Raw genomic sequence first — 20,468 nt, forward strand, 5'->3', positions numbered from 1 at the left:
CCTTATCCGATGGTGGGATCAGGGTAGAGCAAAGCTCACCTGATGACTCCGCACTCCGGATTGGCACTGAATAGGTGCGAGAACTTCTCGTGAGTCTTGTCCCCGCTCTGTTCCCAACACCGCGACCACACGAATCCCTGATCAGAACGACAGAAGGCCGACCGCCAGAGGCTGACGGTCGGCCTTCCTTCCCTTGCACCAAGAGTGTCCTGCAATCACATTCCGCAGGCGGTGCCACAGCAAACACTGCCTGCACGAACGACTGTATAACGAAGCGGTAACGGCGCGCTAGAGACCCGGCGGCCCGTTCGCTGCGAGTTCACCAAGAGCCGTCGATGTGGATCAGAAGAGGTCCGGCGACGGGGTCGAGGCGTAGCGCACGGCGACGTCGGCGTGCCGGTCGAAGCGGTAGCCCACGCCCCGGACGGTCCGGACGATCTCCTCGAACGCGCCGAGCTTCGAGCGGAGTCGTCGGACGTGCACGTCGATCGTGCGCTCGTTCGGGGTCTCGTCCTCGCCGTCCGACCACAGGCCGTCGATGATCGCCGAGCGGTCGACCGTCTGGCCCTCGCGCAGGACGAGGAACTGCAGGAGCTCGAACTCCTTGTAGGTCAGGGGAGCGGCTTCGCCGTCGAGGGTGACGCGCTTCCGGGAGATGTCGATGACGACGCCGGTCTCCTCGGGCTCGGGCTTCTCGGCCTGCTTCCGCGCGGCGACGGCCGAGCGGTCCTGCAGGGCGAGCCGGACGACGTCGACGTCGCGTCCGCCCGAGCCCTCGGCGGCGACGGCCACCGCGGCGTAGGTCTCCGACGAGGGCACGAGCTGCGCGGTGAGTGCCTTGAGCTGTTCGACGACCGCCGCGAGGGTGGTGCCGGCGGCCGCGGCCTTCGCCTCGTCGATGCCGACGTAGAGGGCGAAGCCGCGGGCCTCGGTCCCCTCGGGGAGCGCTCGGTTCCGCTGCGGCGCAACGACGGGGCTCGTCGGCACCCCGTTCGCGGTCGGGGGCGTGACCGGCTCGCGGCGCGGACGGATCGACGTCACGGTGCCGAGGTCGGTCGGCGTGTGGGCAGCGGTGCGGAGGGCGGTACGGGGCTGAGCGATGGTGAGCGACATGGCGGTTCTCCGGGCGATGTGGCTACGGGGCGGGAGGCCCCGGGAGCGTGTCGAATGCGTCGGCCCGGGTACGGCGAGTGCCGTGGTGCCCTGCGGTCCTGCTGCGGACCGGGGCGTCCCGGGGGTACGGGGACGGACCTCGTGACGTGGTGCGCGTCGTCGACGTGGTCGTCACCCGGGGATCACGCTCGCGCGACGGGGGTGGTGTCGCGGGGGATCCGGCTGGAACGGGTGCCGATCAGGCACACATTCGACAACGCATGACCGCCGTGGCCGGCATCATCATGCCGGCAGTCCCCTGGGCCTCGGAGAGGACGCGGGTGGACACGGTTGCAGTCATGGACTGAGTATCGATGGGATACCAGCGTCGTGTCAACCGTCCGCACGGACGGTGCGGTGGACCGGACAGCAGAACGGACGGGAGGTGGGCCCCACCAGCCGGTACCGGCGCACCGCGCCAGCGGGGTGACGGCCGTGCCTGGAGGGACAGTGCCAGCTGGCACCGCGCCTCCCGTCCGGAGAACGGTCGCGTCGCGACCGGGGGTCGTCCTACTCGGCCAGGCCGTAGAGACGGTCGCCGGCGTCCCCGAGCCCGGGAACGATGTAGCCGTTCTCGTCGAGCTTCTCGTCGAGGGCGCCGAGGACGATCGACACGTTGCGGTCGCCGACGGCTTCCTCGACGGCGGCGAGGCCCTCCGGCGCACCGAGGATGCACACGCAGGTGACCTCTTCCGCGCCGCGGGCGAACAGGAAGTCGATCGCGGCCGCGAGCGTCCCGCCGGTCGCGAGCATCGGGTCGAGCACGAAGCACTGCCGGCCGGAGAGGTCGTCGGGCAGCCGCTCGGCGTAGGTCTGCGGCTCGAGGGTCTCCTCGTTGCGCGCCATGCCGAGGAACCCGACCTCCGCCGTGGGGACGAGCTTCACCATGCCCTCGAGCATGCCGAGGCCGGCGCGGAGGATCGGGACGACGAGCGGCCGCGGGCGCGCGATCGCGACGCCCATCGTGTGCGCCACCGGCGTGTCGATCGGGGTCGCGGTGACGCGCACGTTCCGGGTCGCCTCGTACGCGAGGAGCGTGACGAGCTCCTCGGTGAGCGCGCGGAACGTGGGGGAGGGCGTCGTACGGTCGCGGAGCACCGAGAGCTTGTGGGTGATGAGCGGGTGGTCGGCGACGTGGACTCGCATAGGGTCGAGCCTACCGTGCCACTGACCGACCGGAGGTCCCGTGGAAGCACCCGCCGCACGCCCGTTCGTCCCCGCGATGGAGCGTGCCCTGGCCGAGGCGAGGGCCTGTCTCGCGACCGGGGACGTCCCCGTCGGCGCGGTCGTCCTCGACCGCGACGGCACCGTCGTGGCGGTCGGCCGGAACGAGCGCGAGGCGCTGCAGGACCCGACCGCCCACGCCGAGGTGCTCGCGCTGCGTGCTGCAGCCGCAGCGACGGGGGACTGGCACCTCGAGGAGCACACCCTCGTGGTGACGCTCGAGCCGTGCCCGATGTGCGCGGGTGCGGTCATGGCCGCCCGGGTGCCGAGGATCGTCTTCGGTGCCTGGGACCCGAAGGCCGGGGCGAGCGGGAGCGTGTACGACATCGCCCGGGACCGCCGACTGCCGCACCGTTCCGAGGTGATCGGCGGCGTGCTCGAGGCCGACTGCGCCGCGCTGCTCGACGCGTTCTTCGCGGAGCGGCGTTAGCTCCAGAGCACCGCGATGAAGACGTTGACGATCGCGAGCGCGCCGGCGGAGTGGAAGAACGGCAGGGCCGCCTTCGCCGGGGCCGCACCGCTGTCGGCACGCTTCTGACGGGCACGCGCGACGAACGCCAGGACGAGGGCGACCGCGGCGATCACGAGCTTTACGCCGAGCTTGGCGTGGTTCGCGCCACCGTCGTGCGTCGCGTCGATGATCCCCATCATCCCGAGCCCCGTGACGAGCTGCACGATCAGGCCGGTGATGGGCCAGGAGGTCTGGAACCCGCCCTTGCGGCGCACCTGCACGAGGAACGCGCCGATGACCGCCGCGAGGCCGAGGAAGTGCAGGACGAGCAGGATGTTGAAGAGCGCCGACATGGCTCCATCGTGGAGGAACGGCGGAGTCGCCCGCCAGCAAGGCAGTCCTTACCCCGGACCGCGCAGCCGGGACCGCTCAGTCGGCAGCCCGGATGACGATCGCCTCGGTCGGCGGACGCGGGCCGGTCCGGAGCACGTCGGGTTCGACGTAGATCACCCGTGCGATCGGGACGGCTGCCCGGACGCGCTGCTCCACCGTGTCGATGCCCGCCGCGACGTCGCCGAGCCGACGGTCGCCGTCGACCGCGACCTTCACGCCGACCATGAGCTCGTCCGGCCCGAGGTAGAGGGTCTTGATGTGGATGATCGAGTCGACCTCGGGGCCGTCGAGCACCGCGTGCTTGATCCGTTCGACGTCCGCCGCGGTCGCACCCTCGCCGACCAGGAGGCTCTTCGTCTCGATGCCGAGGACCACGGCGACCGCGATGAGGAGCGCGGCGATGAGGATCGTGCCGAGTGCGTCGAACAGGCCGTTCCCGGTGATGACGGTGAGGCCGACGCCGAGGAACGCGAAGACGAGGCCGATGAGCGCCGCGGTGTCCTCGAGCATGACGACCGGGAGCTCCGGCGCCTTGGCGCGACGGACGAACTGCACCCAGCTCAGCCGACCCTTCTGCGGCCGCGCCTCGTTCAGGGCGGTGCGGAGCGAGAAGCCCTCGAGCCCGATCGCGATGACGAGGACGACGATCGGGAACCACCAGTTCTCGAGCGGGTGCGGGTGGGCGAGCTTCTCGATGCCCTCGTAGAGCGAGAACACGCCGCCGACCGAGAACAGGATGATCGAGACGACGAACGCGTACACGTAGCGTTCCCGGCCGTAGCCGAACGGGTGCTCCTCGTCGGCCGCACGGCGGGCGCGTCGGCCGCCGAGCAGCAGGAGGAGCTGGTTCGCGGAGTCCGCGAGCGAGTGGACGCCCTCCGCGAGCATCGACGCCGAACCACTGATGGCCGCGGCGACGAACTTCACGATCGCGATGCCGACGTTGGCCCCGAGTGCCGCGAGGATGGCCCTGGTGCCTCCAGATGCGCTCACAGACGTCCCTTCTCCCTGACCTGCCACCCGATCCTAGGCGCGCGGGCTGGATAGGGTCGGGACCATGACGATCGAACTCCCACGCACCGCGCTGCTCGGCGTCGGCTCGATGTCCGGCGCGATCCTCGACGGGCTGCTCGCCGCCGGACTCGACCCCAGCACCGTGACGCTCACGACGAAGTCCGAGCCGTCCGCCGCAGCGCTCAGGGCACGTGGGCTCGACGCTGCGGCGACCGACACCGACGCCGACGCGAACCGCTCGGCCGTCCGCGGGGCGTCGCTCGTCGTGCTGGGCGTGAAGCCCTACGCGATCGGGGACCTGCTCGACGAGGTCGCCGCGGACCTCGAGCCTGGCGTCGTCGTCGTGAGCGTCGCCGTGGGGACGACCACCGCGAGCATGGAGGCGAAGGTGCCGGCCGGGGTCCGCGTGGTCCGGGCCCTGCCGAACACGCCGATCGGGGTCGGGCACGGCGTCACCGGCATCAGCGCCGGGTCCTCGACCGACGCCGACGCGGTCGCACTCGCGACATCGGTGTTCGCCGCGTCGGGTGTGGTCATCGAGGTCCCGGAGTCGCAGCTCGACGCGCTCTCGGCGGTGTCCGGCTCCGGCCCGGCGTACGTCTTCCTCCTGGTGGAGCAGTGGCAGCAGGCGGCGGAGTCGCTCGGGTTCACCCACGAGCAGGCCGAGGCGATGGTGCAGGGCACGGTCCGCGGCGCGGTCGAGCTGCTCGCCGCGTCGGGCCAGGAGCCCGCCGCGCTGCGCAAGGCCGTGACGAGTCCGAAGGGCACCACGGAGCGTGCCGTGGCGGTGCTCCAGGACGCGGACCTCGCCGGCGCGTTCGAGCGGGCGTCCCGTGCGGCGATCGCGCGCGCCGAGGAACTCGCGAAGGGCTAGTCCGCCGACGCCGACGCCGACGCCGACGGCGACGCCGACGCCGGCGCGCCGGCGCCGGCACTGGCACCGGCTCCGGCACGGGCCGTCCGCGCCGTCGCCCACACGACGAGCGCCGCCGCGACGACCGCGAGCACCGACCCGCCGATCGTGACCGCAGCCTCGAACTGCTCGCCCTGCGCCGACGTCCACGGCGTCACGGCGAGCTGCCCCGTGAACACCGTCGCGAGCACCGTCCCCGCGACCGCGATCCCGACCGCCGAGGCGACCTCGGACGACGTGTCGACCAGTGCCGCGCCGATCGTCGTGCGGTCCTCCGGCAGCCCGCGCAGCACGTTCGTGCCGGCGACCACCCCGACGACCCGCATGCCCGCGGCCACCAGGGTCAGCGCCAGCGCGATCCAGCCGTACCCGCGCGGACCGAGCAGCGCGAACACCGCGAGTCCCACGACGACCGCCGCGGCGCTCGACCACGCCGCGCGCTCCAGGCCCACCCGGCGGACGAACGGCCCGACGAAGGCGCTCCCGGCCAGGAGCACGACGACCTGGGGGAGCATGCCGACGGCTGCCAGTGCGGGCGGCCATCCCCACGCCAGCTGGAGCTGGAGCGTCACGAGGTACCCGAGGCCCGCGACGGCGAGCCCGGTCGCCGCCTTGTACGCGAGCCCGCTCGAGACCAGCGGCCGCACGAGGAGGGCGAGGTCCAGCAGCGGGTGCTCGGCACGCCGCTCCCGGACCACGAAGCCGACTCCGCCGGCGATCGCCGCGGCGGCGGTCGCCCAGCCGGTCCAGGCGTCGGGCCCGTCCTCGGCGAACCGGGTCGGGGCCACCAGGGCGAGCACGATCGTCGCCGTGCCGAGGACGGCCCCGGCCCAGTCGACCGGTGCCCGGTGCAGCCCGGCCGGGTCGTCCGCCACCACACCCCGGCGGATGCCGACGAACGCGAGCGTCGCGATCGGCACGTTGACGAGCAGGAGCACCTGCCACGGCGCGACCGCGAGCACGAGGCCGCCGAGGGTCGGGCCGACGGCCAGCCCGACCAGCCCCACGGTCGAGATCGCCGTCATCGCCCGGACTCGTCGCTCGTCGTCGTCGAACAGTCGGAACGCGAGGGCCATCGAGCCCGGAGTCGTCATGGCCGCGGCGATCCCGGTCACGATCCGGACCGCGACGAGTTCCCCGGCCGTGGTGACGAACGCGGTCGCGAGACTCGCGAGGCCGAGCAGCACCAGCCCGACGAGCATGACCCGCCGGCGGCCGTACCGGTCCGAGACGGCACCGGAGGCGAGCATCAGCCCGCCGAAGACCACGGAGTACGCCCCGGTCACCCACTGCAGCCCGGTCGCACCCACGTCGAGGTCGCGTCCGATCGTCGGTAGGGCGACGTTCAGGATCGAGTTGTCGAGCATCTCGAAGAGGAAGACCGCCGCGAGACCGGCGAGGGCGACCCGCGAACCACGGAGGGATCGGGGAGAGTGGGGGGACTGGACCGCAGGCATGCGTCTAGGTTAAGTCACTCAACGTAGTCACACAAGGAGCAGGATGCCGAGGACCGCGCCCCGCGGGGGACCGGAGACCCGGGCGAGGATCGCCGAGACCGCGTCCGGCATGTTCGTCGAGCGCGGCTTCGACGCGGTGACCGTCGCCCAGGTCGCGCAGGCGGCAGGGGTGTCGAGCGTCACGGTCTTCAAGCACTTCCCGCGGAAGGAGGACCTGTTCCTCGACCGCTCCGACGAGACGATCGACCTGTTCCGGGCGTCCGTCGACGGCGTCCCGCTCGACGAGGCGGTCACCGCGCTCGAGGCGCTGACCACCCGGCTCGTCGACGACCGCGCGCCGGTGTCCGGACTCGCCCCGGGTTCCGAGGCGTTCTTCCGCACGATCGCCGGGTCGCCCGCGTTGCAGGCCCGGGCACGCGAACTCGCCGCGGACGCGCAGGCGGCGCTCGCCGAGGCGACCGGCGACGAGCTCCTCGCCGCCTTCTTCGTCGCCGGCTACGCCACGGTGTTCGTCGGGACCGCGCGGCGGATCATCGCCGACGAGGACCGCGACGCCGTCGCGGCGGCGCACCGCGCCGGACTCGACCGACTCTTCCACGCGTTGCGGACCGGGGTCGCGCCCGCGACGTGACGAGCAGGCGGACTGGAGGGACGGTGCGGGCCCGCACCGCGCCTCCCGTCCGCCCGTCGCTCACTCCAGGGCGGCGAAGCGTTCCAGGTCGCCCTCGGTACCCGAGACGATGATGACGTCGTCCTGGCCGATCACGCTCTCCGGCGTGGCGGGCACGAAGGCCTTGCCCGGTGTCTTGATGCCGAGCACGGTGAGCCCGTACCGCGTGCGGATCACCGTGGTGGCCAGGTCCTTCCCGCGGACCGAGGCCGGCGGGAACATCTTGACCACGGCGAAGTCGTCGTCGAACTCGATGAAGTCGAGCATCCGGCCGGAGACCAGGTGGGCGGTGCGCTCGCCGGCTTCGCGCTCGGGGTAGACGACGTGGTTCGCGCCGATCCGCGACAGGATCGTGCCGTGCGACCGGCTGATCGCCTTCGCCCAGATCTGCGGGATGCCGAGGTCGACCAGGTTGGCGGTGATGAGCACGCTCGACTCGAGGTCGCTGCCGGTGCCGACGACGGCGATGGGGAAGTCCTGCGCGCCGATCTGGCGGAGCGCGTCGATGTCGGTGGCGTCGGCCTGGACCGCGTGCGTGACCCGGTCCGACCACTTCTGCACGAGCCCGGCGTCGGTGTCGACGACCAGGACCTCGCGGTCCTGCCGCTCCAGCTGTCCGGCGGTGGCGGCGCCGAACCGGCCGAGGCCGATCACGAGCACCGGGGCGTCGTGGCTGACGGCACCCAGCGGGTGCGGACGGTTGCGGTCAGCCAACGATCGGCCTCTCCTCGGGACGGCGGAACAGTTGCCGGCTCTGGCTGGCGGCCAGGGCTGCGGCGATGGTCACTGTACCGACCCGGCCGAGGAACATCGTCGCGGCGAGCACGTACTTGCCCGACTCCGGCAGCTCCGCGGACACCCCCGACGACAGCCCGCACGTGGCGAAGGCCGAGATCACCTCGAAGAGCACGCGGTCGAGGGGTTCGTGGGTGATCTGCAGCAGGACCACGGTGGCGACGGCGACGATCGTGGCGCCCCAGAGCACGACGGCGACGGCGACACGGAGCACGTCGCTCGGGATGCGGCGACCGAACGCCTCCATGCTCTGGCGTCCGCGCGCCTCGGCGACCGCCGCGAGGAACAGCACGGCGAGGGTCGTGACCTTGATGCCGCCCGCGGTCGAGGCGGAGCCGCCGCCGATGAACATGAGCATGTCGGTGACGAGCAGGCTCGAGCCGTTGAGCTGGTCGAAGTCGACGAGGGAGAACCCGCCCGACCGCGTCATCGTGGAGAGGAAGAGCGCCTGGAACGCGGTCCGGCCGGCGCCCTCCTCACCGAAGGTCGTCGGGTTCGAGGCCTCGAGCGCGATGTAGACGACCGCGCCGCCGACGAGCAGGACGGCGCTCGTCGCCAGGGTGAGCTTCACGTGGATCGGCCAGCGGCGGGGCGTGCGGAGCTGCTTCGTCAGTGCGCGGATCACCGGGAAGCCGATCGATCCCGCGACGACGCCGACCATGAGGAGCGACAGGAACCAGTAGTCGTGGGCGAAGGGGGTGAGCCCGCTGGCGTTCGGCGCGAAGCCGGTGTTCGTGAACGCCATCGCGGCGTAGTAGAACGAGTCGCCGACAGCGGTCCAGAACGGCATGCCCGCGATGAGGACGCTCGGCAGCAGGAGGAGCCCGAGGACGATCTCGATCGACAAGGTGCTGACCGCGACCGTCGCGAGCAGGGTGCCGACCTCGCCGAGGCGGACGGCCTGCCCCTCCGGCACGGCTCCGTGGTGGGTGCGGAGCGGGTTCGAGTCGCCCGCCGCCATGAGCTTCGCGCGGAGGCCGAGCTTGCGCGTGACGAAGAGCCCGAGGATCGATGCGAAGGTGAGGACGCCGACGGCGCCGATCTGGGTGCCGATCACGACGAGGGTCTTGCCGAACACCGACCAGTGCGTCGCCATGTCCACGGTCGCGAGTCCGGTCACGCAGACGACCGACGCCGCGGTGAACAGGGCGTCCGCGAAGTGCGTCGAGGTGCCGTCCGCCGCGGCCCACGGCGTCATGAAGAGGCTCGTGAAGACGAAGATCAGCGCGACGAAGACCACGATCGCCAGACGCGAGGGGGACGACCGGAGCGTGGTCCCGAACCGGGACGGCCGTCGGCGGGTCACGCCCGTCGGACGGGCCGGCGACTCGTGCCGGTCGAGCATCGTATGCCTCCGGGGACATGGGCGGGACGGTTCGTCATGGTACATCCGGTACGCCCCGGATAGCCTTGCCCCATGGCCGACATCTTCAGCGTCGTGGCTGATCCCACCAGGCGTGAACTGCTCGGGGCGTTGCTCGCCGCGTACGGGGCGGACGCCACCGGGGGCGAGCTGAGCGTCGGGCAGCTCGTCGAGAAGCTCGGGGTGAGCCAGCCGACCGTGTCGAAGCACCTCCGCGTGCTGCGGGACATCGGCCTCGTGACCAGCCGCGAAGAAGGGCAGCACCGCTACTACCGCCTCGACCCCGAGCCGCTCGTCGGCATCGAGGAGTGGGTCCTCCCGTTCACGGGTGCCGTGGACGCGGACGGCACCCCGGCGACGACGGCGTGGACGCTCGACGGGCAGCCGGTCTCGGTCCGACGCAACGGTGTCGCGGGCAAGGCGACCGTCGAGGTGGGCACCGAACTCGGACGGGTGATGGCCGAGGCGTCGTACCGTGCGACGGCGGCGCTGTCCGGCGCACAGCAGGGCTGGGAGCGCGTGGTCGACCGCGGCCGCAAGCGCTTCACGAGGCGCGGCGACGAGGACTGAACCGGTCCTGGACACCGGGTCCCACGGGCCCCTACAGTTGCCAGTGACCACACAGGTCACACCGAGCCCCGAAGGCGGACCATGACCGGCAGTTTCGACGACGTGCGCTTCCTCACCGTCGCTGAGGTGGCGGAGATGATGCGCGTCTCGAAGATGACCGTCTACCGGATGGTCCACGCGGGGGAGCTCCCCGCCATCCGCTTCGGCCGGTCCTTCCGCGTCCCGGAGTCCGCCGTCGCGGACGTCCTGCGCGGGGGCATCGCCGACGTCGGCTAGCGCCGCGTTCGACATCACAGCGGGCAGCCAGTAGACTCGACCAGGTTGATTTTCCGCGGTCTCTTCGGCCCGGTGTCCGTACATCAGCATCAGTCCGAGCGAGGTCCACATGGGTTCTGTCATCAAGAAGCGCCGCAAGCGCATGGCGAAGAAGAAGCACCGCAAGCTCCTTCGCAAGACGCGTCACCAGCGTCGCAACAAGAAGTAAGTCCAGTACTTGCACTCGAAGCCCCGGTTCGCCGGGGCTTTCGTGTTCCCCGGCAGGCTTAGGCTGGTGCTATGCCCGCCGTGACCCTCCTCACCAAGCCCGGCTGCCACCTCTGCGACGACGCCCGTCCGATCGTCGAACGCGTCGTGGCGGAACACCCCGGCGTTACCCTGGAGGAGCGGTCGATCCTCGACGACGACGCCCTCCGCGAGGAGTACGCGGAAGACATCCCGGTCGTCCTGGTCGACGGTCGGGTCCACAGCAACTGGCACGTCGACGCCGACCGGCTGCACCGTGCCCTCGAGAAGGCCGAGGCCCGCGCATGATCCACCACGTCGTCTCCTGGACCCTGCGCGAGGACCTCGACCGCGCCGAGTCCACCGAACGGATCCGGACGCTCCTCACCGACCTCATCGGCACCGTCGGCTCGATCCGGTCGCTCGAGGTCGTCGAGAACGTCGCCTACCCGGGGAAGAACCAGGACGTCGCGGTCGTCGCGACCTTCGACGACCTCGCCGGGCTCGACGAGTACCAGGTGCACCCGCAGCACCAGGCTGCGGCAGCGGAGATCCGTGGACTGGTCACGGGGCGGGCTGCCATCGACTGGGAGGGGTGAGGCGCGCCTCCAGGCCGACCCCGGAACGCAAAGCGGCCCCCGTCCTCGGACGGGGGCCGCTTCGCGTGTGCCGGGTGACTACGGGGTCAGGCGCGTCGGGCCGCGGAACAGGTACGTGACCTCGCGGATCGACGGCTCGTGCAGCGCGAGCATGAGCACGCGCGCGAGGCCCATCCCGAACCCGCCGTGCGGCGGCACGCCGTACCGGAAGAAGTCGAGGTACCAGCCGAGCTCCTCGGGGTCGAGGCCCTTCTCGACGGCCTGCGCCTCGAGCACGTCGACACGGTGCTCGCGCTGAGCCCCCGTCGAGATCTCCGCACCGTTGAACAGCAGGTCGTAGCTGTTCGTGAGCGTCGGGTCGTCGGCGTGACGCATGTGGTAGTACGGCCGGATCGAGGCGTCGTAGTCGGTCACGAAGACGAACTCCGAACCGTGCGTCTCCTTCGCCCAGGCGCTCACGCGACGCTCGCCCTCGGGGTCGAGGTCACCGTCCGCGCGGACGACCTCGTAGCCGCTGTCCGCGACGATCTTCCGGGCCTCGGCCAGGGTCACGCGGGGGAACGGCGCGGTCGGGACGACGAACTCGAAGCCGAAGACCTCCTCGATCTCGGCGCCGTACTTCGCCTTGACCGCGGTGAAGCCGGCGACGAGGAGCTCCTCGTGCATGGCCATGACGTCCTGGTGGGACTCGACCCACGAGATCTCGGCGTCGACGCTCGTGAACTCGGTCGCGTGGCGGCTCGTGAAGGACGGGTCCGCACGGAACGCGTCCGCGATCTCGAACACGGCGCCGAACCCGGCCGGCTGTGCCATCTGCTTGAAGTTCTGCGGCGACTGCGCCAGGTAGGCCGTCGTCTCGAAGTACTCGAGCTGGAAGAGCTCGGCACGCGACTCGGATGCCGACGCCATCAGCTTCGGCGTGTGCAGCTCGATGTAGTCGCGCTCGACCCAGTAGGTGCGGAACGCGTGCTCGAGCGTCGTCTGGATGCGGAAGATGAGGTTCTGCTTGCGGTTGCGCAGGTCGAGGAAGCGCCAGTCGAGGCGCTTGTCGAGCGACGAGTCGTCGGCGATCGGCGTCTCCGGGATCGCGGCGCTGACGACCGTGAGCTCGCCGACCTTGACCTCGAGCCCGCCGAGCTTCACGCGCTCGTCGTGCTTGAGCGTGCCGCGGACGTGCACGAAGGTGCCCTTCGCGAGGCCGGAGATGCTCTCGGTCGTGGCGAGGGCAGCGGCGGAGGCGTCGTCGCCCTCGGTCGCCTCACGCGTCGCGGGGTTGACCAGCTGGGCGGCGCCGGTCTCGTCGCGGAGCACGACGAACTGGACCTTCTTCTGATCGCGGACGGTCTCCACCCATCCGGCGACGGAGACGGGGCCGTCGGGGAGTGCGGCGAGGTCGGCGATGCGGGTGCGTTCGATCACGGTGGTCGAGTCTACCGGTCTGCCTCGGGGAGCCGATGGCGCTGCGGTGGGCGGGGCTCGTGGGGTCGGTCGGTGGGTCGTTCCTCCACAGGTCGACTTCCGTCCGTCGGTGTCCACAGGGGCGGCCAGGAGGCGCGGGTGGCGGCCGGTGGGTCCGTAGCGTTCTCGACGTGGCCGGGTCGCGAGCTGGAGGGAGGCCCCGCATGACGGCAGGGGTCGAGGGGCTCGCGGCCTGGCCGCCTGCGGCGGTGGCGACGGTGGTCGCGGCCGCGCTGGCGGTCGCGCTGACGGCGGTCGCAGGGGTGGTCGGCGGGCTGTGGGCGGTGCTCCGGTGGCGGCGGGACGTCGGTCGTGAAGAGCGGGACCGCGCCTGGTCGCGGTTCGTGTGGACCGTGGACCAGGCGTGCGACGGCGACGTGGGACGGAGCGAGGTCGGGCTCGCGAGCGCCAAGGCGATGTACAACATGCAGATTCTTCGCGATCACGATGCCGCCTTCGGCAAGATCGTGCTGGAACTCATCACGGGAGGAGACGACGATGGCGGTGGAGGATCCGGTCAAGGCGCTCATCGAACGCCGACGTGAGGAATGGCGGCAGGAGGTCCGTCAGCGGTACCGGTTCCGGCCGTGGAAGGCGCGGCGGCTCATCGAGATGCACGACGACATCATCCGGTTCCTCGAGGAGACGCGTGAGGCGCGTCGAGAGCGCAAGCGACTCCTCGAAGCGGGGGAGCTGTCACAGGAGTGACGCGCGCAGGGTCCCGAGGGTGCCGATGAACTCCTCGGCCATCCCAGCACGCTCGACGAGTTTCGCGTGTCGGGCCCTGGCGTCGTCGAGGAACTCATCGAGCCGCGCAGCGAGCGCGGGTGCGTCGTCGGGGTCCTTCGCCGCGAGCCCGTCGACGACCCGGAGCAGCTCAGCCATCTCGTCGAGGGTGAACCCGAGCGGCTTCATCCGACGGATCACGAGCAACCGTTCGAGGTCCTGCTCGATGTAGACGCGGAACCCGCCGGTCGTCCGTCCGCTCGGGACGAGCAACCCGACCTCGTCGTAGTGGCGGATCGTGCGGAGGGACATCCCGGCCCGCTCTGCCAGCTCGCCGATGTGCATGGTGGTGCTCACGGAGCACGACCCTACCCTCACGTGAGGGTAGGGTTCCCGTGATGTCTGCGACCACCCATGCTCCGACCGCCCCGAGCGTCCTCGGAGCACTCCGCTCACCGAGGTTGCTCACGCGGGAGGTCCTGGCCGGCGTCGTGACGGCGCTCGCCCTCATCCCCGAGGCGATCTCGTTCTCGGTCGTGGCCGGGGTGGACCCCGCCGTCGGGCTGTTCTCGAGCGTGGTCATCGCCGTCGTCATCTCGATCGTGGGCGGCCGTCCCGCCATGGTGTCCGCGGCTGCCGGGTCGGTCGCGCTCGTGATCGCACCGCTCGTGCGGGACCACGGGATCGCCTACTTGGTGCCGACCATCGTCCTCGGCGGCGTCATCCAGATCGTGCTCGGCTTCCTCGGTGTCGCCCGCCTCATGCGCTTCATCCCGCGCAGCGTGAACGTCGCGTTCGTGAACGCGCTCGCGATCCTGATCTTCACCGCGCAGCTCCCGAACCTGTTCGGCCACGACGTCCCGGCGGTCGTCTGGCCGCTGACGGCCCTCGGCATCGCGATCATCGTCGCGTTCCCGTTCCTGACGAAGGCCGTCCCGGCGCCGCTCATCGCGGTCGTCGTCGTCACCGCGATCACGCTCGTCTTCGGTCTTGCCGTCCCGACCGTCGGCGATGAGGGTGCGCTCCCGACCGCGCTGCCCGGCTTCAACGGCATCACCACTCCGTTCACGATCGACACCCTGCAGACCATCGCGCCGTACGCGTTCGGGGTCGCGATCGTCGGCCTCATCGAGACGCTGCTCACCGCGCAGCTGGTCGACGCCGTGACCGAGACGGGCTCGAGCAAGTGGCGGGAGTCGTGGGGGCAGGGCGTCGCGAACGTGGCGTCCGCGTTCTTCGGCGGCACGGGCGGTTGCGCGATGATCGGGCAGACCGTCATCAACGTCAAGACGGCGGGCGCCCGCACCCGGATCTCGACGTTCGTCGCCGGCGCCTCGGTCCTGGTGCTGACGATCGTGCTGCACGACCTCGTCGCCGAGATCCCGATGGCAGCGCTCACCGCGGTGATGGTCATGGTGTGCGTCGCCACCTTCGACTGGCACAGCATCCGTCCGCGCACCCTCCGGCGGATGCCCCTCGGCGAGACCGCGGTGATGGTGATCACGGTCGTCGTCGTCGTGGCGACGGACAACCTGGCGACCGGCGTGCTCGTCGGCGTCGTCGTCGCCGCCCTCGTGTTCGCGCGGCGGGCGGCGCACGTCGTCTCCGTCGTGCGCGAGGTCGTCGACGAGCGGACGGTCCGCTACCGCGTGCGCGGAGCGCTGTTCTTCGCGTCGTCGAACGACCTCGTCACACGCTTCTCCTACGCCGAGGACCCGGAGCGGGTCGTCATCGACCTGGCCGACGCGCACGTGTTCGACGCGAGCACCGTCGCAGCCCTCGACGGGGTGGAACAGCGCTACGCACAGCACGGGTCGACGGTCGAGGTGGTGAACCTCAACACCGGCTCGACGGAGCTGCACGGACGGCTCTCCGGCGAACTGGGCTGAGCGGTTCCGCATCCGGTGAATCCCCTGGGCGGCCGGTGGGAACGCCTGGGCGACCTACACTGGAACCCATGCCCGCGACCCGAATCCACCTCGTCCGGCACGGCGAGGTGCACAACCCGGACCGTGTGCTCTACGGGCGGCTCCCCGGATTCGGGCTCAGCGACCTCGGCAAGCAGATGGCGCTCGCGTCGGCGACCGCGTGGAAGGACGCCGGGGTCGACGTCCGACGCATCGTGGCCTCCCCGCTGCAGCGCACGCAGGAGTCCGCGGCGCCGTGGGCGGCCGCCTTCGGGCTCGACATCGCCCTCGACGAGCGCCTGATCGAGCCGACGAACCGGTACGAAGGACAGCCCCCCGGGTTCACGAAGCGTTCCCTCGGACGCCCGGCGGAGTGGCCGTGGATCGCGAACCCGTTCCGGCCGAGCTGGGGCGAAGCGTACGAGTCCATCGCGAACCGCATGCTCGCCGCGATCGACACGGCCTGGCAGAGCGTCGACGAGGGTGACGTCGTCCTCGTCAGCCACCAGCTCCCGATCTGGACCGTGCACCGCAAGCTCGCCGGCGAGCCGCTCTGGCACGACCCGAGGAAGCGACGCTGCGACCTCTCGAGCATCACGACCGTCGAGCGTGCAACCGCCACCCCGACCGGCCGTTTCACCGAGGTCGGGTACGCGGATCCGGCAGAGGCCCTGCGCGCGACCGCCATCGACGAAGGAGCAGTGTGAGAAGCACGAGCAGTGTGCGGAGCACGAGCAGTGTGCGTGGCCGCAGCCGACGGTTCGCGGTCCTCGCGGCGACGGCCGTGGCCGCCGCCCTGGTCCTGACGGGGTGCTCGTCGGACAACGACTCGCTGTCGAAGCAGTACGGCAGCGGCACGACGCAGAACTACATCTCCGGTGACGGCGCGGTGACCGAGGTCGCCGCCGACAAGCGCACCGACGCCGTGCACTTCTCCGCGAAGGACATCGACGGCGACACCGTCTCGTCCAAGGCGCTCAAGGGCAAGGTCGTCGTCCTCAACTTCTGGTACGCCGGCTGCCCGCCGTGCCGCGCCGAGGCGAAGTACCTCAACTCCGTGCACGACGAGTTCGCCGGCAAGGACGTCCAGTTCATCGGCGTCAACGTCCGCGACGAGCAGGCGACCGCCGAGGCGTTCGAGCGCAAGTTCAAGGTCGACTACCCGACGGTGCTCGACCAGAAGTCGGGGACGATGCAGCTCGCACTCTCCGGGCAGATCGCCCCGAACGCGGTCCCCGCCACCATCGTCCTCGACAAGCAGGGTCGGGTCGCCGCGCGCGTGCTCGGTGCCGTCGACGGCCCGGGGATCCTGGACACCCTGGTCTCCGACGAGCTCAGCGGCAAGGCCTCCTGACCCGTGTCCAGCAACCCCTTCGCCGACGCGATCCTCAGCGGGCAGATGGCCGTCGCCCTGCCGGTGGCCGCCCTCGCCGGCCTCGTGTCGTTCCTCTCACCGTGCGTGCTGCCGCTCGTGCCGGGCTACCTCGGCTACGTCAGCGGTGTCGCCGAGGCGGGGCAGCGGCGCGGTCGCGTCGTGCTCGGGGTGCTGTTGTTCATCCTGGGCTTCACGGTCGTGTTCGTCGCCTACACGACCGTCTTCGGCGCGCTCGGCTTCTGGTTGGTCCGCTGGCGCGACCTCATCACGCAGGTCCTCGGCGTCGTCGTCATCGCGATGGGCCTGGTGTTCATCGGGCGCTTCACGTTCCTGCAGCGCACGATCAAGCCCGGCTGGACGCCGGCGACCGGCCTGGTCGGCGCGCCCCTGCTCGGCATCGTGTTCGGCCTCGGCTGGACGCCCTGCCTCGGTCCGACCCTCGCCGCGATCAACCTGCTCAGCGTCCAGTCCGGCAGCGCCTGGCAGGGCATGTGGCTCGGGGTGGCCTACTGCCTCGGTCTCGGCATCCCGTTCGTCCTCGTGGCGGTCGGCGCCGGTTGGGCGACCGGGGCGATCCGCGCCGTGAAGCGCCACATGCGCACCGTCAACATCATCGGAGGAGCGATCCTGATCGTCATCGGTCTGCTCATGGTCACCGGCATCTGGTCGGCCGTCATGTCGAGCGTCGGGGCGGTGATCCAGAGCTTTGTCCCGGCAGTCTGATCCCGACCTCGACTCGACGGGCACCGACGCCGCGTCGGACCCGCAGCGACCGTCCGACCACGTCGACGGCTCCGGCCCGGAACCCCGCGCCGGCCGTGCCGACTCCGACGGCGACGTCACCCAACCGAAGCTCGGGCTGATCGGCTACGTCCGGTTCTTCTGGCGCCAGCTCACGAGCATGCGCACGGCGCTCTTCCTCCTCATGCTGCTCGCCCTCGCGGCGATCCCCGGGTCCCTGGTCCCGCAGCGCACCGCCGACCCGAACGGCGTCGTCCAGTACCAGGCCGACCACACCAAGCTCTACCCGATCCTCGACAAGCTGCAGGTCTTCGACACCTACACCTCGGTGTGGTTCTCGGCGATCTACCTGCTGCTCTTCGTGTCGCTCATCGGGTGCATCATCCCGCGAACGAAGCACCACTGGCAGGCGCTCCGGACCCGGCCGCCGAAGACCCCGGTCCGCCTCACTCGCCTCGCCGGCTACCAGAAGGTCGCGGTCGACGGGGCAGAGGCCACGCCGGAGCACGCCGTCACCCGCGCGATGTCGATCCTCAAGCGTTCCGGGTACCGGGTCGAGCGCTTCGGCGACTCCGTCAGCGCCGAGCGCGGCTACCTGCGCGAGACCGGCAACCTGGTCTTCCACGCGGCCCTCGTCGGCGTGCTGCTCGCGGTCGGCGTCGGTGGCGGGTTCGGGTACACCGGGCAGCGGCTCCTCGTCGAAGGACAGACGTTCTCGAACGTGCTCGGTTCGTACGACTCGTTCAACCCGGGCCGGTGGTTCCAGCAGTCCGACCTCAAGGGCTACAACCTGACGCTCGACAAGTTCGTCACGAAGTACGAGGAGCGCAACCTCGACGCCCTCGGCCAGGCCCTCGACTACTCCGCCACGGTCACCAGCCAAGAGAAGGGCGGCGCGAAGAAGACCAGCCGCCTCGGCGTCAACGACCCGCTGCACGTCGGCGGCACGAACGTGTACCTGCTCGGCAACGGCTACGCGATGAGCGTCACGGTGCGCGACGGCGACGGGAACGTGGCGTTCAAGGACACCGTGCCGTTCCTGCCGCAGGACGCGAACTACACCTCCTTGGGCGTCATCAAGGTCCCGGACTCGGAACCCGACCAGCTCGGCATCCGAGGGTTCTTCTACCCGACGGCCTCGAAGCTCTCCACCGGCGCCTACGCGAGCGCCTACCCGGACGACGAGAACCCGCTCCTGACCCTGCAGGTCTACACGGGCGACCTCGGTCTCGACGACGGCGTCCCGCAGAGCGTGTACACGCTCAACACCGGTGGCCTCAAGCAGATCGCCGGGACCGACGCGTCGACGGCGAGCCTCGAGCTGAAGCCCGGGCAGACCAAGAAGCTGCCGGACGGGGCCGGGTCGATCACGTTCGACGGTGTGAAGCGGTACGTGTCGCTCGACGTGCACCACGACCCCTCGCAGCTGTGGGTCGGCGGGTTCGCCGTGCTGTCCGTCCTGGGGCTCCTCACCTCGCTGTTCGTCCCGCGTCGTCGTGTCTGGGTGAAGGTCGTCCCGCGCCCGGGTGCAGAGGACGGGGAGTACGACCTGGAGTACGCGGGCCTCGCTCGCGGCGAGGACCCCAACCTCGAACGGGCAGTGGCGGACATCGCCCAGCGCCACACGTCGGACCTCGGAGTTAGGATTCCCCAGTGAGCGACTTGACCACGAACCTCGCGACCTACTCGGTCGTGCTGACGTACTCCGCCATGGCGGTCTACGTCGTGGCGTTCATCGCGTTCGCGCTCGACATGGCCAAGCGCGCGGGGGACGTCACCGCCGCAGCGGCCGGAGCAGCCGACGCGCCGCGGGCGACCGCCGCCGAACAGACCGTCGCGACGGTCCGGGGCGGCACCGTCGTCCTCGAGAAGGTCGCTGCTCCCGCCAAGCGCGAGGGGGGCGGCGGCAGTCGCTTCGAACGCGTCGGCATGGCGATGACGATCCTCGCGCTGGTGCTGCACGTCGGCTCGATCGTGCTCCGGGGCATCGCGGCGGACCGCGTGCCGTGGGGCAACATGTTCGAGTTCTCCCTGACCGGCACGGGGCTGATCATCACGATCTTCCTGCTGGTGCAGCTCTGGCAGAACCTCAAGTTCCTCGGCGTGTTCATCACCGGCCTGACGATCATCCTGCTCGGCATCGCGACGGTGAACTACTACGTGCCGGTCGTCCCACTGCAGCCCGCGCTCCAGTCGTACTGGCTCGTCATCCACGTCTTCGTCGCCATCGCCGGCACCGGGTTCTTCGCCCTCGGCGCGGGGCTCGCGGTCTCGCAGCTGGTGCAGACCTACCGCCAGGGCCGTCCCTCGGGAAAGCTCCGCTTCATGGAGACCCTGCCCGACGCCGACCGGCTCGAGGTCCTGACCTACCGCGTCATCCTCGTGGGCTTCGTCCTCTGGACCTTCACGCTCATCGCCGGCGCGATCTGGGCCGAACGGGCCTGGGGCCGCTACTGGGGCTGGGACACGAAGGAGGTCTGGACCTTCATCATCTGGGTCGTCTACGCCGGGTACATCCACGCCCGTGCGACCCGCGGGTGGCGAGGAGCCCGATCGTCCTGGCTGGCCCTCATCGGGTTCGCCGCGGTGATGTTCAACTTCTCCGTCGTGAACGTGTTCTTCAAGGGACTGCACAGCTACTCGGGTCTGTGACCCGCGCGCGTCACTGACGCGACCACCACCGGACGGGAGGCGCGGTGCCAGCTGGCACCGCGCCTCCCGTCCGTCGTCCGGTCGCGTCCCTCGCCGAGCGGGCACTTTCCGTCCCGCTCGGCGGCCGCAGGCGGCCGGTTCCGCCCCCTCGGCGGAACCGGCCGGCGTGTCGCGCCCGCCGCGCGGCGCGCTCGGGAGACGCCGCCGCGGGCACGTTGTGGCCCGCTCGGCGGCCGCGGGCGGCCGATTCCGCCCCTTCGGCGGAACCGCGCGGCGTGTCACGCCCACTCGGTTGGCGGCCGCGGACGCGGCCGTCGCCGGTGGCGCGCCACGCGCGGCGGCGCACGCCGAGCGGGCACTTTCGGTCCCACTCGGCGGCCGCAGGCGGCCGGTCCCGCCCCCTCGGCGGAGCTGAGCGGCGTGTAGTGCCCGCTCGGTGGGCGGCCGCGGCCGCGGTCGCGGCCGCGGGTGCGGACCGGCGCGGGCGCGGGCGCGGGCCGGCGCGGC

The 20,468-nt window shown here is 71.0% G+C and carries 25 protein-coding genes; 16 read left to right on the forward strand and 9 right to left on the reverse strand.

Features of this window, described 5'->3' with window-relative positions:
• Positions 1-342: 342 nt before the first annotated feature.
• Positions 343-1,113: a winged helix-turn-helix domain-containing protein gene (locus tag FS825_RS16195; protein WP_144715030.1), complete on the reverse strand. Its 771-nt coding sequence runs from the start codon at positions 1,111-1,113 to the stop codon at positions 343-345.
• Positions 1,114-1,662: 549 nt separating this feature from the next.
• Positions 1,663-2,298, reverse strand: coding sequence for a uracil phosphoribosyltransferase (gene upp / locus FS825_RS16200; RefSeq protein WP_144715032.1), 636 nt, complete (start codon positions 2,296-2,298; stop codon positions 1,663-1,665).
• Positions 2,299-2,374: 76 nt separating this feature from the next.
• On the opposite strand from upp, the gene FS825_RS16205 reads away from it, so the two are divergent.
• Positions 2,375-2,806, forward strand: coding sequence for a nucleoside deaminase (locus FS825_RS16205; RefSeq protein WP_144715099.1), 432 nt, complete (start codon positions 2,375-2,377; stop codon positions 2,804-2,806).
• Here the strand turns inward: FS825_RS16205 and FS825_RS16210 are convergent.
• Entirely contained in the window at positions 2,803-3,180 is a 378-nt protein-coding gene (locus tag FS825_RS16210) for a hypothetical protein (RefSeq protein WP_144715034.1), read from the reverse strand. The two genes, FS825_RS16205 and FS825_RS16210, sit on opposite strands and share 4 nt — an antisense overlap.
• 76 nt (positions 3,181-3,256) lie before the next feature.
• Positions 3,257-4,213 carry a cation diffusion facilitator family transporter gene (locus FS825_RS16215; protein WP_144715036.1) on the reverse strand — a complete coding sequence of 319 codons (957 nt, stop codon included), beginning with the start codon at positions 4,211-4,213 and terminating at the stop codon, positions 3,257-3,259.
• 64 nt (positions 4,214-4,277) lie between these two features.
• Here FS825_RS16215 and proC point away from each other — a divergent pair, with 64 nt between their 5' ends.
• Entirely contained in the window at positions 4,278-5,108 is an 831-nt protein-coding gene (gene proC / locus FS825_RS16220) for a pyrroline-5-carboxylate reductase (protein WP_144715038.1), read from the forward strand.
• On the opposite strand, the gene FS825_RS16225 is transcribed toward proC, so the two are convergent.
• The gene (locus FS825_RS16225; RefSeq protein WP_144715040.1) at positions 5,105-6,604 is read right to left on the reverse strand and encodes an MFS transporter; all 1,500 of its coding nucleotides are present in this window, start codon (positions 6,602-6,604) and stop codon (positions 5,105-5,107) included. The genes proC and FS825_RS16225 overlap by 4 nt on opposite strands.
• 43 nt (positions 6,605-6,647) lie before the next feature.
• Between FS825_RS16225 and FS825_RS16230 the strand changes: the two genes are divergently transcribed.
• Positions 6,648-7,235 (forward strand): TetR/AcrR family transcriptional regulator, encoded by a 588-nt coding sequence (locus FS825_RS16230; protein WP_144715042.1) that lies wholly within the window; start codon positions 6,648-6,650, stop codon positions 7,233-7,235.
• Between the two features lie 60 nt (positions 7,236-7,295).
• Here the strand turns inward: FS825_RS16230 and FS825_RS16235 are convergent, their stop codons facing one another.
• Both FS825_RS16235 and FS825_RS16240 read right to left on the reverse strand, forming a co-directional pair.
• Positions 7,296-7,988, reverse strand: coding sequence for a potassium channel family protein (locus FS825_RS16235; RefSeq protein WP_260981283.1), 693 nt, complete (start codon positions 7,986-7,988; stop codon positions 7,296-7,298).
• Entirely contained in the window at positions 7,981-9,414 is a 1,434-nt protein-coding gene (locus tag FS825_RS16240; protein WP_144715044.1) for a TrkH family potassium uptake protein, read from the reverse strand. The genes FS825_RS16235 and FS825_RS16240 overlap by 8 nt, the downstream gene beginning before the upstream one ends.
• A gap of 72 nt (positions 9,415-9,486) precedes the next feature.
• Here FS825_RS16240 and FS825_RS16245 point away from each other — a divergent pair, with 72 nt between their 5' ends.
• The 5 genes from FS825_RS16245 (at position 9,487) to FS825_RS16265 (ending at position 11,102) form a co-directional block, all read left to right on the forward strand.
• A complete protein-coding gene (locus FS825_RS16245) occupies positions 9,487-10,002 on the forward strand; it encodes an ArsR/SmtB family transcription factor (protein WP_144715046.1) in 516 nt (171 codons plus the stop codon).
• Between the two features lie 81 nt (positions 10,003-10,083).
• Positions 10,084-10,278, forward strand: coding sequence for a helix-turn-helix domain-containing protein (locus FS825_RS16250; protein ID WP_022902482.1), 195 nt, complete (start codon positions 10,084-10,086; stop codon positions 10,276-10,278).
• Positions 10,279-10,387: 109 nt separating this feature from the next.
• Complete coding sequence (locus FS825_RS16255; protein WP_003792170.1) at positions 10,388-10,486, forward strand: 30S ribosomal protein bS22; 99 nt, start codon at positions 10,388-10,390, stop codon at positions 10,484-10,486.
• Positions 10,487-10,557: 71 nt separating this feature from the next.
• A complete protein-coding gene (locus FS825_RS16260) occupies positions 10,558-10,812 on the forward strand; it encodes a glutaredoxin family protein (protein ID WP_144715048.1) in 255 nt (84 codons plus the stop codon).
• On the forward strand, positions 10,809-11,102 hold the full coding sequence (locus FS825_RS16265) for a Dabb family protein (RefSeq protein WP_144715050.1): 294 nt from the start codon (positions 10,809-10,811) through the stop codon (positions 11,100-11,102). The genes FS825_RS16260 and FS825_RS16265 overlap by 4 nt, the downstream gene beginning before the upstream one ends.
• Before the next feature lie 78 nt (positions 11,103-11,180).
• On the opposite strand, the gene aspS is transcribed toward FS825_RS16265, so the two are convergent.
• Complete coding sequence (aspS, locus tag FS825_RS16270; protein ID WP_144715052.1) at positions 11,181-12,521, reverse strand: aspartate--tRNA(Asn) ligase; 1,341 nt, start codon at positions 12,519-12,521, stop codon at positions 11,181-11,183.
• A 203-nt stretch (positions 12,522-12,724) separates the two neighbouring features.
• Between aspS and FS825_RS16275 the strand changes: the two genes are divergently transcribed.
• Positions 12,725-13,105: a hypothetical protein gene (locus FS825_RS16275; protein WP_144715054.1), complete on the forward strand. Its 381-nt coding sequence runs from the start codon at positions 12,725-12,727 to the stop codon at positions 13,103-13,105.
• On the forward strand, positions 13,059-13,268 hold the full coding sequence (locus tag FS825_RS16280) for a hypothetical protein (RefSeq protein ID WP_144715056.1): 210 nt from the start codon (positions 13,059-13,061) through the stop codon (positions 13,266-13,268). Before FS825_RS16275 ends, FS825_RS16280 begins: the two co-directional genes overlap by 47 nt.
• Here the strand turns inward: FS825_RS16280 and FS825_RS16285 are convergent.
• Positions 13,257-13,631: a MerR family transcriptional regulator gene (locus tag FS825_RS16285; RefSeq protein WP_144715102.1), complete on the reverse strand. Its 375-nt coding sequence runs from the start codon at positions 13,629-13,631 to the stop codon at positions 13,257-13,259. The genes FS825_RS16280 and FS825_RS16285 overlap by 12 nt on opposite strands.
• 53 nt (positions 13,632-13,684) lie before the next feature.
• Between FS825_RS16285 and FS825_RS16290 the strand changes: the two genes are divergently transcribed.
• The 6 genes from FS825_RS16290 to ccsB all read left to right on the forward strand — a co-directional run bounded on the left by FS825_RS16290 (position 13,685) and on the right by ccsB (position 19,961).
• Entirely contained in the window at positions 13,685-15,175 is a 1,491-nt protein-coding gene (locus FS825_RS16290) for a SulP family inorganic anion transporter (RefSeq protein WP_144715058.1), read from the forward strand.
• A 68-nt stretch (positions 15,176-15,243) separates the two neighbouring features.
• Complete coding sequence (locus tag FS825_RS16295; protein ID WP_144715060.1) at positions 15,244-15,900, forward strand: histidine phosphatase family protein; 657 nt, start codon at positions 15,244-15,246, stop codon at positions 15,898-15,900.
• A gap of 32 nt (positions 15,901-15,932) precedes the next feature.
• A complete protein-coding gene (locus FS825_RS16300) occupies positions 15,933-16,547 on the forward strand; it encodes a TlpA family protein disulfide reductase (RefSeq protein WP_260981284.1) in 615 nt (204 codons plus the stop codon).
• A 45-nt stretch (positions 16,548-16,592) separates the two neighbouring features.
• Positions 16,593-17,291 (forward strand): cytochrome c biogenesis CcdA family protein, encoded by a 699-nt coding sequence (locus tag FS825_RS16305; protein WP_144715106.1) that lies wholly within the window; start codon positions 16,593-16,595, stop codon positions 17,289-17,291.
• Complete coding sequence (gene resB / locus FS825_RS16310) at positions 17,275-18,966, forward strand: cytochrome c biogenesis protein ResB (protein ID WP_144715062.1); 1,692 nt, start codon at positions 17,275-17,277, stop codon at positions 18,964-18,966. Before FS825_RS16305 ends, resB begins: the two co-directional genes overlap by 17 nt.
• Before the next feature lie 5 nt (positions 18,967-18,971).
• Complete coding sequence (ccsB, locus tag FS825_RS16315; protein ID WP_395886443.1) at positions 18,972-19,961, forward strand: c-type cytochrome biogenesis protein CcsB; 990 nt, start codon at positions 18,972-18,974, stop codon at positions 19,959-19,961.
• Positions 19,962-20,468 lie beyond the last annotated feature (507 nt).

This window comes from Curtobacterium pusillum, assembly GCF_007680845.1.
Lineage (GTDB): Bacteria > Actinomycetota > Actinomycetes > Actinomycetales > Microbacteriaceae > Curtobacterium > Curtobacterium pusillum_B.